Raw genomic sequence first — 15,284 nt, 5'->3', positions numbered from 1 at the left:
GCACCATAATTTTCGTCCGCCAATAAAGAAATTTCCGAACTTGAGTTCAAGGCTTACTATGGATGAGGTGCAAGATTTGAGTTACCCGAAATTATAATAACCGATTTAAAGTAAAAAAAATAACAAATAAAGTGAGTGTAAAGCAGTATATTCAACTATTAAGTTCTCCAAAAAAGCTTCAACTTAGTAAAAAGACTCACAAGACAGGCGATCGCTAACGTATAAATGACACCTTTGAAAAAACCTGTCAAGGGGGTATTTGTAAACTCTAGAATCAACGGTTCAATGTGAGTTAATCTCAAAATAGGCAAGAGAAGATTGGCAAATGCTACATAGGCAATCATTGGATTTTGTCCATTATCTATGAGCAACTGCAGAAGTTTTCGCTGTTTGAAGATATCTAGGAGTATGGTGAAGGTAATTAGGAGAAAAAGTGCGATCGCCGTGGTGACAAAGTAGTAACTCAACGTTGAAGGGTCTTTCTTTATCCCATTCTCAAACGGTTCAAAAAGCAAGCCAAGCGCCAACCAATAAATTCCCCATTGGTAAAATGATTTCAGCAATCTTTCTGTGTCAGTTACTGGATTGACAAATAAAAAGCAACTTATTGAACAAAGAACAAAACTCAGTGATGTTGTTTGCCATAACCACCTAGCCTGTAAGCCAATGAGTAGTGCCAAACAAAGACTCAACATCATCAGAAGAATGCCAAAACAACGTAGCTTATTCCAAGAAATTTTCACTTCTTCATCTCCCTCATTCTTAGTAGGAGTTTGCAGCCAGTTGAGAATTAAATCTCCTATAATTGTTCCAGGAACAACAATAAACAAATACTGTAAATATTCAAAGTGAAAAATCCAAGGGACTGGTGAAGTGTGCCAAAGTATAGCAATCCAACTTTCTTTAACAGTAGCCGAGAGCCGTAAAGCAATCAATAAGCCTAATAATCCTAAACGTAGCAACAAATTATTTCTGGTAATTAACCAAACAAGCGAACCAAAAACCGCCATATTTGTCAGAACGATTAAGATAATATCACTTCTGGAAAGTGATAATCCACGTCCATCTGGATATTGAAGAAAAGAGATAAAGATAATTGCTGCGATTAAAGCACTCAAGGGAAGCCATTTTATATAGTGCCTAAAATGTTGGTTTACAGATAACCTAACAAATATCAAAAAGAGTATTAAAAAACCCAATAAAGCTATCCACCATATTTGTTCAGTTGGATTTGGGTTTATTGTATATGGTCTAAGATGTTGAAGTAGTATTGCAAAGATTCCTAAGAGAAATCCTCTTTTAAGAATATATAAAACAACTTGTTTTGTAGTAAATCCTTTAGCAAGACGACTCGACAACGCCAAAGGAATAGCTGTTCCCAGACAAAACAGGAAAATTGGAAATACAGTATCTACCCAAGTTAACCCAGGCAGATTAGGATTAAATGTATGGGTAGGTGGCGGCTCCTGAGCATGATACATCCAAGCTGGCAAAATCTTATACCTTATAGTGCCTGATAAGACCATTGCCAAAATTGCAAATCCACGCAGTGCATCTAAGGCGTAGGCGCGTTTTAGGTTGGTAACAGTAATAGTCTTTTGCTCCATATAAATCTCATCCTAGCTCCTATGTTTTAGCTGTCATACATTATTTATCCCATACCTAAGCCTCACGGAAAATGTTTCATTCCGTCTATTTCGCTTCACATTTTTGTAAACTCTTGTCTTGCTGAAAACCTTCAGCTATTTCCAGCATTTGTTGAAATGTCATTTGTCGATTAACTGGAATACGAGGAATTTCATAGTAGTTTTGCTTGCAGTCGTAATCAAGTATTTTGTCATTGTAAAGATACGTTGATAAATAATATTTAGATGCATAGTGTCGCACCTGTTTATTAGAGGCTCCGTAAGGATAAGCCAGATGAGATGCTACTTGCTGTTGTGGATCTAAATCTTGGGTACATTGTCTCAGTTTAATCTGGGCTTGCTGAAGTTCTTTAACTAACTCGCGACGAGTTAATGTCATTAAGTTTTTATGGTTCAAGCCATGAGATTGAATATCATAAAAACCTTTTTTCAAACCTTCTCGTAATTCCTGGCAGTCTAAGTGAGTAGAGGTACTTTCTTTTCGTTCCATAATGCCTGGGTTGATAAACAAGACTACTTTTATTTTTTTACCGTATTTATTTTCAAGCTTAGACAAAATGGGTAGTAAGTTCGTGTGTACTGTTTTATATCCGTCATCAAATGAAATCATTATTGGTTTTTGACTGGAATGCTCTTTTGGTACTTTTTTCTGTTTTTTGAGAAAATAATCATATAACTCTTGAGTGGTTAAAAACCAGTAGTTATTACTCACGAAATGCTCTAAAATTTTCTCTAAATCTTTTTCCGGGTAGTGCATATTTTGCAATTGAGAAGTAGGAGTATTAGCAGGAAGAATGCCATGAAAACCAAAAATAGGAATTACAGGCTTATTAACGAATAATTTGATAACAAAAAAAAGAATGAAAACTGCTAGAAGTAAATGAAATGGAAAGCTTTGATTCTTTTGATTCACTTTGAGTAATGTTGTTCTATTGTATGGTAGATGTAACTAGCTATCTGGATCTTTTTATCCGCAGATAGACGCAGAAAAATACAGATAATTTACTTGTGTCTATCTGTGATTTTATGTTCCAATAAATTGACTTTTGTAGGAGACTTCATCCGCTAAAGCTCACAAGGAAGAATAAAAGTAGATTTTTGAGGCAGGTCTATTGTATTACAGCATGACTCAAGTGTCGCACTTGCCAAACAGCATTTATCATGAGTCTAGGTTCTAAAAAACAGTCTCACTTCAAACCTCTAATGGCTAAACAACTTAAGTTAAATGACTACAAGCAGCAGATAGCGGATGTGTATAATCGCAGAAGTCACAACTATGATGAAAGTCAATGGCATTTGAGGATTGCTCATCGTCTGGTTGAATACGCACAAATTAGCCCTGGATATGACGTTTTGGATATTGCGACTGGAACAGGTCATGTTGCGATTGAAGTTGCTCAAAGAGTTGGGTCCTCTGGTAAAATCGTCGGTGTCGATATTTCAACCCAGATGCTAACTCTTGCTAGGCGCAAGGTTGAGGCGTTAGGCTTAAGCAATGTTGAACTTCAGCTTGCGGATGCTGAAGCACTAAATTTTCCAGCAAACAGTTTTGAGCGAATTTTGTGCGCGAATGCATTTCCGTTGATGACAGATATGGAAGCCACATTACGTCAATGGATGCAATTTCTCAAACCTAATGGGTTAGTTGGTTTTCATGCGCTTGCAGATGCAGCTTTAGTTGGAGTTGTTATTTGGCAGAAGATTTTTGAAAAGTATGGCGTTTTGCGAGAATTGAGCGAGCCAACAGGTACAACTGCAGATACAGCTGAAAAATGTCACAATCTGCTTGAGCGATCTGGTTTTGAAGCGATTGATATTAAAACCGAGCAGTATGGTAATTATATTAGTTTAGAGGAGGCAAAGCAAAGGTGGACTATAAATTCCTATCCAGCCCCCAAATTCTCTAACACTCTGTTCGAGCTTCCATCAGAGCAACTACAAGAAATCAAGGCTGAATTTGATGCTCAATTAGAAGCGTTAGTGACAGAGCAAGGTATTTGGAATGATGGTACCTGCTTTTTTGCATTCGGTCGTAAAGGAGGCAACAGGGAATAGGGAACAGGGAACAGTTATCAGTTATCAGTTATCAATTGCTTGATAACTGATAACTGATAACTGTTTGAATAACGGGTGATGTCTGCAATTTTTACTGGTGACTAAATGCGCCACGCCTTGAGCCATTTACTCACGGCTGTGTTAAAGAATTTTGTCACCTGATGCTTGCGACGCCATCTTTGGAAAGCAAGTTCGTATTCTTCGCCTTTGATTTGGAAAGTATTCCAAGCATCAAGACCTACTGCAAACACAGAGCAGAGTAAGATATATAGTGACCAGGAAAGACCACCACCACCAAGTATATCCAGAGATAACAAAAAGACGTTAACAATTGCATACTTACCAACACGCTTTTTGAATCTACCTTGACGATGAGCGTTGAAAGCTCGTCGTTGTAGCATTTCTCCGTGTTGTTCTAGCCAGTCTTGTTCTGCTTGTTTAAGTGTGTCTATGGAGATTTCCAATTCTCCAGCTATTTCTAGCAGTTGCTCGTAGGAAAATTCTTTGTTGTTATCGTCAGCTTGACGAGCGATCGCCAAATGGAGAATCTGCTGTATATCGTCTTGTGTATAGGTTCGAGTTACTCTCGTCTCAAAAGTCGTCATAATGCGTGTTATTCTTTTCAATAATAAAGTTTTCTTTTGATGCTTTGCCACTAGTTTTAGACTAGCAAATATCGTTGGTGCTGTGGGTAGATGATATACACAAGAAAAATATAAAATTTTACTTAAAAATTTTACTGGAATTTGCGTGGACGGCGAGACAGCCATTTCAATTGATAAATAGAACGAACACCTTCAAACGGAGTGACATTAAAAGGCAATAGAATTGTAAAAGTGCTACCTTTGCCTAATTCACTTTGCACATTCAAGTTGCCCTGGTGCGCTTGAACAATTGCTTGGGCGTTAAGCGAACGCGAGTGCGTGCGCCTCTGGCGCTTAGCTCTGCCGTAGGCAATCACAAAAGACAGCATATCGAGTCGCTGTCTAGTGAAATTTCTCACCTATGGTTGTTGAGCTTCTGATTGCTCTTGTTCAACAGTTTTCGGAACTAGATCGTCTATAATAGTCATCAAAACTGCGGCAGCAGGAACCGCTACAATCAGACCGACAAATCCTAACAGTTTACCAAAACATAAAAAGGCTACAATAACTACTACTGGATGTAGACCTACTCGGTTTCCCATGATCACTGGCTGGATAATGTGAACATCTACTTGGTTCAAAATCAAGAAGAAGATTACGACAAGTAGCGCCTTAATTGGGGATATGGTAAGTGCTACCAGCGCTGGCAGAAGTGTACCAACAATTGAGCCAAAGTAAGGAATCACCTCTATAATTCCAGCTAGAATACCGAAAGACACAGCCAAGGGAATTTTGAGAATCGAAAGTCCAATTGTGGCTCCAACGCCAATGATCAGCATTCCCAATCCTGTACCTAATAGCCAACCCTCAAGCCTAACCTCTATATCTTGGAGTATTGTTCTAATCCTACCGTGTTCCCTGCGCGGTGCTAGCCGCAACAGTCCTTGAATCAAAGAATTAGGGTTATAAGCCATGTAGAGGGCTAAAATTATTGTCGCTAATGTTTCAATAGATACCTCTACTGTATTTCGGAGTAGGAGCGGAATGAAAGAAAGGACTTGGTTGAGTATACCTTTTAATTGATCCAAACCACCAGACAGATCGGGGAGAAAACTGAATTGAGTGTGAAGTCTAGCAGACAATGGTTTGAGAGAGTTTACATAGTTAGGCAACGCCTCACTCAAAGTCTGAGCTTCTTCAAACAAGCTGGGAATCATCACCAAACTAATGAATACCCCAAAAGCTACGACTACCCCAACCAGGATCGTGACTGCTATCCAAGGCACTCGAACAATTTTCTCAATCCATTTTAGAGTAGTACGAAAAATCAGAGCGACAAGTGCGGCAAGGGCTATCAACTCCAAGACTGGCAGTAGCATGTACATAATATAAAGTACAACTGCAACGAACACTGCCAAAGGAGCTCCATGACTAAGCCTTCCCCAACCACTATCTCTATCCCTAGAGCTTGACATGATACTATTACTCCTCCATAATTTAATGTTTTAGCTCTAAGAACACCGAGTATTCAACATACTTGAATTCCAAACTATATTTAAATAAAACATTTGTAAAGTTGGTTCGCCTCTATCCGATTTATGAAATTTGTCGGTGGGTATTGCCTAGCAAATCTGGCAATGGTGGGCAATGCCCACTACAAAATTATCTATAGTTTCTGAATGATTTCTGATTGCTCTAACACTGAGAAAATTATACAGCTTGTGGCGGCGTAATTAATTAAAAAATGACTTCGGCTTTTGCATGTTGAAGCGGTAACTGCTCAGTGTGCTAGTTGCTGTATTAAAAATACTTTTTAAAATAGAAGATTAGCCCCAGCTTTAATTCGGTAAGCGCGGTTCCATAGAACGGGGTAAAATCGGTCAGCAAATTATAGTCTGCCCCCAGTAAGTCTCCAGACTATACGTTGAGTGGATGATTGAATTTTTCACACAACATAATAATTACATAAACCTGCATCAATCGCGTTACGATTGATGCAGAAGACGACAACTGTGCTTACTACAATCCAGGCGTCGTTTGTGCAAACAAAGCCACAAAATCTGTCGTCACTACAGTACCAGGCGCGTCTTCTGGTTGAGAAATCAAGTCAAACGCCTTGTTTCTAGCGTTTGGTTCCAACAAAGCTTGCACGACCACTTCTGCCACATCTGCACGCGGAATCGAAGTGGGAATCCCATTTGGTGGATTAATCAGCATGCTGTCATTTTTACCAACCAGGAGTTCTCGTTTTCCTCCCGGTTGGTCTAATAGACCCCCAGCGCGAATAATTGTATAGTCAATACCAGAATCAATTAAATACTGTTCTGCCTTACGTTTCCAAATCAAGATGTTGCCATTACCAAGACTGTTAAGGGGATGATTTTCATTCGTGCCACCCATTGAACCGACCAGCACAATATGATTCACTCCAGATGCTTTTGCAGCATCAATTTGGTTAACCTGACCCTGGTAGTCAATTACTTGCGGTATTTCATCGTTAGGAAAGGTAAACTCAGGACGTATCCCCGGTTGTGGCATTCCTTTCATCTGCGGAGTCGCACTGGTGAGAATAACCAAGCTAGAACAACCTTCTAACGCTTTTATGAGAGTTTTTGGGTCGCGGATATCGCCAAAGAAAAAGTTATCCTTTGTACCAAACAATTGCTGAACTTTCTCACTTTTACGGGCAAATCCCCGAAGAGTAAACTGCTGGGGATGTTGTTGCAATTTTTGGCAAACAAGTGAACCAGTACGTCCGGTTGCACCAGTGACGAAAACTTGTAGAGGGGTAGTCATCTAAAATTAATTACAAAATACAATTGCAAAGAACTATTGTCCCATTGAATAACAAATATAGAAAAATCAAGCGTGCCCGCAGGGCATAGGTCATCCCCGGAGGGCTTCGGTGCAGGGTAGGGCGCAAAGGAGAGGCAGCGCCCTTATTCACAGAATGAATCAGCGAGGATTCATGTAGCAGATTGAAACTCCATCAAGTTGCATTGTACAACTGGAGCAATTAAGCCGCCGCCTGAGCAATCAATTGGTTAGCAATTTGCTGCGCTAAGTTAATCGGAATTGCAAATCCCAGTCCTTGGGCACCTTGAATAATAGCAGTATTAACACCAATGACTTGCCCTCGTTGATTCAGCAGTGGTCCACCTGAGTTACCAGGGTTAATAGCAGCATCCGTCTGGATAAATCCAACTCCCCTATTTCGGGAACCAAAGGCACGGCTAGAACGGTCTGTTCCACTAATAATCCCGGCTGTCACAGTGTTGTCTAAACCTAGAGGGTTACCGATAGCGATCGCCCATTCTCCAGGTTTCAACTGCTCGGAATTACCAAGACTGACCACAGGAAGATTGTTAGCCTGTATTTGGACTACTGCCACATCTGTTGATCTATCTTGCCCTAAAACTCGACCTGTGAAGCTACGACCGTCTTTCAAAGTTACACTCACTCTATCTGCTCCACCAAGAACGTGAGCATTTGTCAGAATCAGACCATTCGACCTAATAATAAACCCCGAACCTGTACCTCTTGCCACCCGTCTACCATTCGTATATGGATTTCTTAAAGTGCGCGTAGAGTCAATCCGCACCACAGCAGCTCCGGTTCTTTCTACCGCAGAAGTAACAAAGTTAGTATCTGTGTTGCCAATTGGTGCAGAAGGCAATTGAGCGATTGGTTGCTGAGACAGTACTGGATTTGTAGGCATAAAATGTGCCCCCAACATAGCCGTTGCAGCTCCAAAAGATACCAAAGACAAACTAGTGAGAGATTTCTTCAAAGAAAAAACAGAGGACATTGTAGATTTCCTATAAATGAGGATCGTTTGACACAGAATCATTGGAGACAAGCGCCGTTTTCCTCAACCACAAAACTAGTTAGCGTTAACAATTCGCTTAACAATATTCAGCGCTACTTGAGTTGTTTCATTTAATAGTTTTGGGTCTACCTTTTTATCATTTTGTGTGTGGTAGTTCGGCTCCTGACCCCGGTAGAAGAACATGACTGGCACACCCTTTTTAGCAAACGATGCGTGATCGCTACCGCCAAAAGAGCCAAAGGTTTTCACTTGTGGATCAACATTTCGTGCAAATCTTGTTAAAGATGACGTACCACCAATCCCTAACTGCTCGTTCACGCCAACCATATCGAAATTGACCATAGCTTTCAGCCCAGAAAGAAACTGTGAGTTAGCCCCATTAACAAAAGCTCGCGAACCGTGCAGCCCGTCTTCTTCACCATCAAAGGCGATGAACCAGGCTTGACGAGCAGTTGGCGTACTAGAAAGATTACGGGCAACAGCCAGGACAACTGCTGTTCCTGAAGCATTATCGTTTGCTCCTGGAGAACCAGGTACTGAGTCGTAATGCCCACCAAGAATAATTTTGGGCGCAGTTACACCTTTAAGATGTGCTATAATATTACGCCCTGTGACAACACGTCGTTGGGCGTTCACATTCAAACTGATATTCAGGGGTACGCTTTGCACACGTTGAATTAAGGGATTTCCTTGCTTACCAGAAAGCGCCAGGACAGGAATTTTTACCTCCTCACCAAGTGTCCCGTACACATCCCCTGCTTGATTGTTGACAATCACCAAACCAACAGCCCCAGCAGCAAAGGCATTTTTCGCTTTTTCAGAAAAACGAATTTCACCGCGCCGGAGAATAGCAATAGCCCCCTTGACATTGACATCAGCAAAATCAGCTTCGCGTCCAACATTAGGAACCGCTACCAGTGGCGCATTTAATTTTCCAGGAACTGTACCATTGAGCGCTTTACCCTCAACTGTCGCTCCATCAACAGTCAAATTTGAGCCTAAGTCTTGAAATTTGGGATAAGTAAAAGTTTGGACTTCAGTCACATAGCCAGCTTTGCGATACTCATCAATCAGATAAGCGCTTGCCTTTTCCATGACTGGTGTCCCAGCCACTCGCGGACCAAAATTTACTAAAGTTTGCACATCTGCAAAAGTGCGGTTGGACTCCTGAGCATCAACGACAGCTTGAGACTGGGTAAGTTCTCTGGCACGATTTGACTGTTGTGCAACGCAAGCCGTGGGAAGTCCGACCAAAACAGCTACAAGCGCAGTTTGTAACCATAATTTTGCTTTTGTGTTTAATAAAAGAATTGATGGAAATTTCGTGTTCGTCACCTTTGTATTTACAGCTATAAATCGCAGATTTTTAAATCAGTAAACAGTAAACAATTGACAACTGATAACTGTTAAACGTATGCAATGAGGCGACCACAAATAATCACACCAGTCCAAAGCACAAGGGAAATGACGGCGATCGCCCTAACCACTACTGGAGGTTTCACACCCCGGTTCCAAAACTTAACGGATTTCAAAGCCACTCCATGAAAAAAAACCGCATTCATCCCGGTGGCACACAATAGCAGAAGCTTCAGACGAAAAGCTGGATTTGCTGCTATTTCGGTTGCATCTACTGCAAACAGGAGAAAACCTGATAGCACGACAACCGCAAAACTTGGGTAAGCCCAGGGCAAGAGGTATCGTGCCATATCTGTTACCAACAGGTGACGGGAGAAACCAAGTAACCTGAAATCGAACAGAGCAATTGAGCCAAAGACAATGGCTAAACCAAGAATATGTGTTGTTTCGATCATTGGGTAAAGCCATAGCCACTGGCGAATTGTTGAGGACAAGGCACTGTTTTCCAACCACAACCACCAGCTTGTATCAGCAAGGTTCATCAGCGTAGTTCTACTGTTTGTTTACCTATAGTGATTCGCTCTGCTCTCATTTCACTGGTTTCAGTGCGATGAGGGTATCCTACTAATCTCACTCGCTGTCCAACCTGCAAAGAGCCTTGGGCTAACCCACGTCTTTGCAATCGGGCAGGTGGTGCTAGGACTGCTTGCCATACTTTATTATCATCTGTTTTCACTTCTATTGTGGTGTGTGGATTATCGTACTTCACATTCTGGATTTTTCCAGTCAGATTGAGTGTTTGCTCGTTGTTGTACTCACTCCAGCCGTGGTGTGCGCTAGCACTTTCAGTTCCAGAAGCTAAAAAAGTTGCAATTGTTGCCGCAGTCAGTGCAGCCTGCACAAAACTTTTTTTGAGCATGGCTTTGTCTGCCTGTTGCTGATCATCCATAATTCGATTCCCCTGCTTTTGTTAAGTTTCGTACTGTTTTGCTCAGTTCACCTGCACAGTCTTTCCACCAATTGTGATTTGCGACGCGCCCATTTCGTTGGAACCATCATAAGCGGGCCATCCTACCACAGTTGCAGTTGCTCCTACCTTCAGAAAGCTTCGGGTTAATCCTCGTCGTTGTGCTTGGGTTGGTGATGGCAAATCAATTCTCCAAACTTGCCTTAAGTTTCCAGTTGTTTGAAGCTGCATACGAATGTGAGGATTCGCATATCTCACTGCTTTAATCACCCCTGTGATTGTCCGTGGATGTCCGACATCATAGGTTGTGTCATAGCCGTGGTGTGCTGCTACCTCTCCAGCAAAACCAAGACTCGCAACTACGGTAACTATGAGTGTCGGAAATAACCGAGAGCGCTTTGCAATCATACGTTTGGCGGTGCTAAGTTTTGTGAAAGAATCTAAGTGTGTTCAATAACCCCACTTCGCCTATAGCACTTTTTACCGCAAGCGTGGAGGATTAGAGGTGGGATTTTATAGTCATTGTGGATGAGAAACTAGACATCATATAACAGAACCGTGATATTCTTGTTATCTCTTAGTGTGATGGACAAGTATGACAAAAAAATGTCAGTCCTTGCCAGGTAGGAAAAAAAATTGAATTTCTTATCCGCTCTACTTTTGAGGTAGTTCAATTTGAAAGGTTGAACCTTGCCCAAAAAGACTCTTGGCAATAATCTGTCCTCGGTGTGCCTGCACAATTTGTTGGGCGATCGCCAGTCCTAAACCAAAGCCACCCGTTTGACGCGATCGCGCTGTATCTACGCGATAAAACCGTTCAAAGATATGGGGTAAATCTTCTTCGGGAATGCCAATGCCATTATCTTCTACCTGAATAATAGCTCTGTGAGATTGTATCAAGAGTTTTAGTGCTACTGTACCATCCTCAAGGGTGTACTTAAAAGCATTGCTAAGTAAATTTACAATCGCCTGTTTTAACAAATCTGAATCGGCTTTTAGGGTAACAGGTGACTCAGGTAAGTGAGAAGTAAAATTGAGATTTTGTGCAACTGCTAGTTGCTGATACTCTTGGACTATAGGTTGTAGTAGTCCAACAAGGTCTATACTCTTCAATGTTGCATTATCTAACGGTCCATCCTGACGAGCAAGAAACAACAGATTATTAATGAGATTGCTCATTGATTTAGCAATCTCCGTAATATTTTCTAGACGAAAACGCTGCTCTAATTCATCCTGTGGAGGCATCAAAGCCACTTGTGCATTACTTAAAATAGCAGCCACGGGAGCGCGTAACTCATGGGAAGCATCAGCAGTGAAGCGTTGTAGTTGTTCGTATGCCCGACGAGTTGGTTGCATTGCAAGTCCCCCTAAAAACCAACCAGTAATACCTATCGTGCCTAAAGTTACTGGTAAACCAATTGTCAAAAATAACCTTGCCCGATTCAAGTTTTCACGCACAGGAGTCAGAGAAACAGCAACTTGAATATACCCAATTAACATATTTTCTTGTATAACAGGTAAGGTTAGTTCACGTAACCATTCTTTGGTAGTAAAAACTCCATTGCGATTCTTCTGAGTGATTTGAATAGTTTGAAAACCAGGAGCAACAGTTAATTTTTTTGAACCAGACATACCAGTAGAATCAACTAATTCCCCATTGAATTTGTACAACCGAATATACGCCAAGTCATTATTAATTGGTGGTAGTGTCTCACCAAAAATTGGATTATCTCTTCGCTCAAACTGCGCTCGTTTGTTATACAGCTTGTACAGTGGAGTTCTGGCAATAGCTTTGCTATCAGAATAAAGTCTGTCGTCAAAAGCTTGAAGCTGCTGTTGAACAACGAAGTAATATGCTATACCAGCAAATGTAATGAGGATGCTCCCCATCGATATTGTAAATAAGTATGCCAAATTGCGACGACTACGAACAAACATAATTAGTCAAGAGTCAAACAAGAGGTACCCCATCTCATCTTTCGGGCGCATCAAGCCGATAACCCATAGCATAAACATTTTCTAGCCAATCTTTTGCTCCAACCGTTTGCAGACGCTGTCGCAGTCGGCGCACCAGTGTTGTCACAGCATTACTTTCTGGTTCTGTGCCCCATCCCCAAAGAGCCTGTTCTATTTGATTGTGAGATAGAATTTGACGAGGATGGCGCATCAAGTACTCCATCAGTTGAAATTCTCGACCAGATAATTGAGCTGTGAATTGATTTCGCTCAATAGTCAGGTTATTCAAATCCAGATTTAAATCTGCCAAAGTAAGTTTGTCTCCTTGCCAAAGTGGGGAGCGTCTTCTCAAAGCTCTCACCCGTGCTAGCAGTTCGACAATATCAACTGGTTTTACCAGATAATCATCTGCTCCAGCATCTAAACCATAAACTTTATCTGATGTCGTATCCTTAGCAGTTAGTATTAGTACTGGGGCAGTTTTAAGCGCTAGTCGATATTCCCGACAAAGGTCAACGCCACTGACTTTAGGAAGCATCCAGTCTAAAATCAACAAGTCATAATCTTTTTGAGATAAGAGCCATTGGGCTGTTTGTCCATCTTCTATCGCATCAATAATATGTCCTGCTTTAGTCAGCGCAGCTCGCAGTGGTTCTAATTGGGCTGGGTCATCTTCCACCAGTAAAATTAACATAGGGTGATCGCTGCTGTTGTTTTTTCTTTATCCTAGTGCGCGTAATATCTGTAAAGTGAACTTAGTTAATTTATGCTCCAATCCCGATGGTTTAAAATTTTACGTTCTTTGGGATTAGAGTTTTGGCTACTCCTACCACTGCTTGGATTGACTTTTTGGGTGGGGAGTGGATTTGTGATTGATAGCATATTGTTGCGCTCTCGTCAATCAACGAATCCGTTGAAGGTTGAGACATTATCAGCAAAGCAGTCCCCAACACTTGTACTATCAATCACAGTTCAAATCAAAAAGCATCAAGGTGTTTCTAGAGTCAGAGTCAAGACAGCTTCCAAAGCCCTAAAAGAACTAGAATTTGAATTTCCGGTCACACAACTTAGCGCATTGGAAGCAGCAATTAGCAAAGAGTTACGATTGCCAATCGATGATGTAAGGAAGTTGATGCGCTTTGCAACGGATTGATTGGTGTTCCTGCTAATTGGTTTTCCCGCAAGCGACGGTAGACATTGTTTGAGCATCTTTAGAACGCGACAAAGATGGCAGAGCACTCAAATCACTGCAAGCAGTTGCAGAACGCATCGAGGCTATGGATCGCCTCCTTGAAACCAATTTCCAACCTTAGTGAGGAACGATGTTGAATTCTACAGTTTTTTGGTACTGCTTGTCGTAAATATTATTTCTTTTGCTAATTAACCTGCCAAATGTGGGAGAAATATTCTGGAATGCATAATATTTCTGTTGAAGAAGTATCATGTGCTCATAACTCATTAGTATATCTTCTGCATCATAACTAACCCTTTTTCCATGCCTATTCTATGCCTATAAGTAACGGTGTGTGTGTCAAAACAATCCTGATTCTGGCAGCAATTCCCCAGGGATTGCGCTTGGATAAGGAAATTCGCTTAATTGAAGAAGCTATCCGACGTGGTGTAAAGCGGGATTTATTCAAGATTACGCTCAGGACTGCTGTGCGCCCGACTGATATCCGCCGCGCTATTGCAGAAGAACAACCCCAAATCGTTCACTTTTGTGGACACGGGCTGGAAGATGGCAGCTTGCTGTTAGAAGACGACGACGGGGGAGAAAACAAGCCCGTCTCAGCATCCGGACTAGTATCACTGTTTAAGTTGCACGCAGATCATGTAGAATGCGTACTGCTTAATGCCTGTTATTCTGCTAAACCAGCTATTGCAATTAGCGAATACATTAATTATGCAATTGGGATGAATCAGCCGATTGGGGATAAGGCTGCGATCAAATTTGCAATTGGTTTTTACGATGGATTGGGCTACCCAACTTCAGATAATCAAGATGTGTTTCAAAGGGCCTTTGAGGAAGGTAAGCTTGCAATTCAACTAGAAGACCTTTCTGAAGCGCAAATTCCAGTTATTCAAACAAAAACTAAAGAAAAACCATATAAACCAATGGATATAGCAATACTAGTTAAATTTTTAGCACCCTGCCTACCATTTTTAATGACTGTGGGTAATAAGGCAGTGGAAGGAGCTTCTCAAAAGTTAGGCGAAGATGTATGGACAAAGGCAAAATCAGTCTGGGCTTTACTGCAACCAAAGGTGGAAACAAAGCCGATGGCAAAAGGGGCAGCAGAAGAGTTAGTTAACTCTCCCAGTGATACGGATGCTTTGGATATATTTCAAAAGCAACTCAAAAAGTTGCTGGATGAAGATAAAACCTTGGCTGCCCAGATAACTCGTTTGATGCAGTCAGACGAGGAAGTTATTTCCAAGGCTGTCAACACTTTTAATCAGACTATATCCGGTAATGACAATGTGGTACAGAACGTCACTGGTAATAACAATAAGTTCATGGGAAGAGTAGGTGGAAATGCAACTATCAATTAGTTAGTAAGTAGGTTTAATTAAATATAAGATGTAGTGCCAAGAGTTGCGCGTTGCGGAGCCAGTACTGCAGGAGGGTTTCCCTCCGTAGGTATCTGGCATCGGGTTAAGCGCGTTGTAGCGACTTCGGGACCGGATAGCCCGCGAGCGAGACGCTCGCACTACTGCTATCTACGAATTAATTACGCCTACCTACTTTCAAGGAAAAATTTGTGTCTATGCCTGACTAAATCAAACAAATTACAACTATGCAAAAGAATATTTATTGTACAGAATGTGGTTATAGTAACAATACCTTTGCCAATTTACGAGGCTGGAACGGTACTAGAAGCATTGTGAAT

At 41.4% G+C, this 15,284-nt stretch carries 16 protein-coding genes; 3 read left to right on the top strand and 13 right to left on the bottom strand.

The genetic code is table 11. From position 1 onward, the window contains the following. Window positions 1-158: 158 nt before the first annotated feature. Window positions 159-1,607: a DUF5009 domain-containing protein gene (locus AC5JM2_RS08040; protein WP_495834372.1), complete on the bottom strand. Its 1,449-nt coding sequence runs from the start codon at window positions 1,605-1,607 to the stop codon at window positions 159-161. A gap of 85 nt (window positions 1,608-1,692) precedes the next feature. Then, complete coding sequence (locus AC5JM2_RS08035; RefSeq protein ID WP_495834371.1) at window positions 1,693-2,559, bottom strand: polysaccharide deacetylase family protein; 867 nt, start codon at window positions 2,557-2,559, stop codon at window positions 1,693-1,695. A 248-nt stretch (window positions 2,560-2,807) separates the two neighbouring features. On the opposite strand from AC5JM2_RS08035, the gene AC5JM2_RS08030 reads away from it, so the two are divergent. Next, a complete protein-coding gene (locus AC5JM2_RS08030; RefSeq protein ID WP_495834370.1) occupies window positions 2,808-3,701 on the top strand; it encodes a class I SAM-dependent methyltransferase in 894 nt (297 codons plus the stop codon). 101 nt (window positions 3,702-3,802) lie between these two features. On the opposite strand, the gene AC5JM2_RS08025 is transcribed toward AC5JM2_RS08030, so the two are convergent. From AC5JM2_RS08025 to rppA, 11 genes are all read right to left on the bottom strand, one after another. Then, complete coding sequence (locus tag AC5JM2_RS08025; RefSeq protein WP_495834369.1) at window positions 3,803-4,306, bottom strand: 2TM domain-containing protein; 504 nt, start codon at window positions 4,304-4,306, stop codon at window positions 3,803-3,805. 131 nt (window positions 4,307-4,437) lie between these two features. Further along, window positions 4,438-4,704, bottom strand: coding sequence for a hypothetical protein (locus AC5JM2_RS08020; RefSeq protein ID WP_495834368.1), 267 nt, complete (start codon window positions 4,702-4,704; stop codon window positions 4,438-4,440). Further along, the gene (locus AC5JM2_RS08015; RefSeq protein WP_495834367.1) at window positions 4,705-5,760 is read right to left on the bottom strand and encodes an AI-2E family transporter; all 1,056 of its coding nucleotides are present in this window, start codon (window positions 5,758-5,760) and stop codon (window positions 4,705-4,707) included. A 544-nt stretch (window positions 5,761-6,304) separates the two neighbouring features. Beyond that, window positions 6,305-7,081 carry an SDR family oxidoreductase gene (locus AC5JM2_RS08010; RefSeq protein ID WP_495834366.1) on the bottom strand — a complete coding sequence of 259 codons (777 nt, stop codon included), beginning with the start codon at window positions 7,079-7,081 and terminating at the stop codon, window positions 6,305-6,307. Window positions 7,082-7,301: 220 nt separating this feature from the next. After that, the gene (locus AC5JM2_RS08005; protein ID WP_495834365.1) at window positions 7,302-8,093 is read right to left on the bottom strand and encodes a trypsin-like peptidase domain-containing protein; all 792 of its coding nucleotides are present in this window, start codon (window positions 8,091-8,093) and stop codon (window positions 7,302-7,304) included. 75 nt (window positions 8,094-8,168) lie between these two features. After that, the gene (locus AC5JM2_RS08000) at window positions 8,169-9,449 is read right to left on the bottom strand and encodes a M28 family peptidase (protein ID WP_495834364.1); all 1,281 of its coding nucleotides are present in this window, start codon (window positions 9,447-9,449) and stop codon (window positions 8,169-8,171) included. A gap of 71 nt (window positions 9,450-9,520) precedes the next feature. Continuing rightward, a complete protein-coding gene (locus tag AC5JM2_RS07995) occupies window positions 9,521-10,012 on the bottom strand; it encodes a DUF6644 family protein (RefSeq protein ID WP_495834363.1) in 492 nt (163 codons plus the stop codon). Further along, window positions 10,012-10,419, bottom strand: a complete 408-nt coding sequence (locus AC5JM2_RS07990; RefSeq protein ID WP_495834362.1) for a DUF6152 family protein — start codon at window positions 10,417-10,419, stop codon at window positions 10,012-10,014. The genes AC5JM2_RS07995 and AC5JM2_RS07990 overlap by 1 nt, the downstream gene beginning before the upstream one ends. Before the next feature lie 42 nt (window positions 10,420-10,461). Further along, on the bottom strand, window positions 10,462-10,845 hold the full coding sequence (locus AC5JM2_RS07985; protein ID WP_495834361.1) for a DUF6152 family protein: 384 nt from the start codon (window positions 10,843-10,845) through the stop codon (window positions 10,462-10,464). Between the two features lie 246 nt (window positions 10,846-11,091). Continuing rightward, on the bottom strand, window positions 11,092-12,375 hold the full coding sequence (locus AC5JM2_RS07980; RefSeq protein WP_495834360.1) for a sensor histidine kinase: 1,284 nt from the start codon (window positions 12,373-12,375) through the stop codon (window positions 11,092-11,094). A 34-nt stretch (window positions 12,376-12,409) separates the two neighbouring features. Continuing rightward, window positions 12,410-13,087: a two-component system response regulator RppA gene (gene rppA, locus AC5JM2_RS07975; RefSeq protein ID WP_495834359.1), complete on the bottom strand. Its 678-nt coding sequence runs from the start codon at window positions 13,085-13,087 to the stop codon at window positions 12,410-12,412. Window positions 13,088-13,159: 72 nt separating this feature from the next. Between rppA and AC5JM2_RS07970 the strand changes: the two genes are divergently transcribed. Together AC5JM2_RS07970 and AC5JM2_RS07965 are read left to right on the top strand one after the other, a co-directional pair. After that, complete coding sequence (locus AC5JM2_RS07970) at window positions 13,160-13,546, top strand: hypothetical protein (protein ID WP_495834358.1); 387 nt, start codon at window positions 13,160-13,162, stop codon at window positions 13,544-13,546. 353 nt (window positions 13,547-13,899) lie between these two features. Further along, complete coding sequence (locus AC5JM2_RS07965) at window positions 13,900-14,946, top strand: CHAT domain-containing protein (protein ID WP_495834357.1); 1,047 nt, start codon at window positions 13,900-13,902, stop codon at window positions 14,944-14,946. Window positions 14,947-15,284: the final 338 nt, after the last annotated feature.

It is taken from the genome of Brasilonema angustatum (assembly GCF_059505445.1).
Note: the sequence above shows the minus strand (reverse complement) of the source record. Positions and strands in the feature narration are given on the sequence as shown.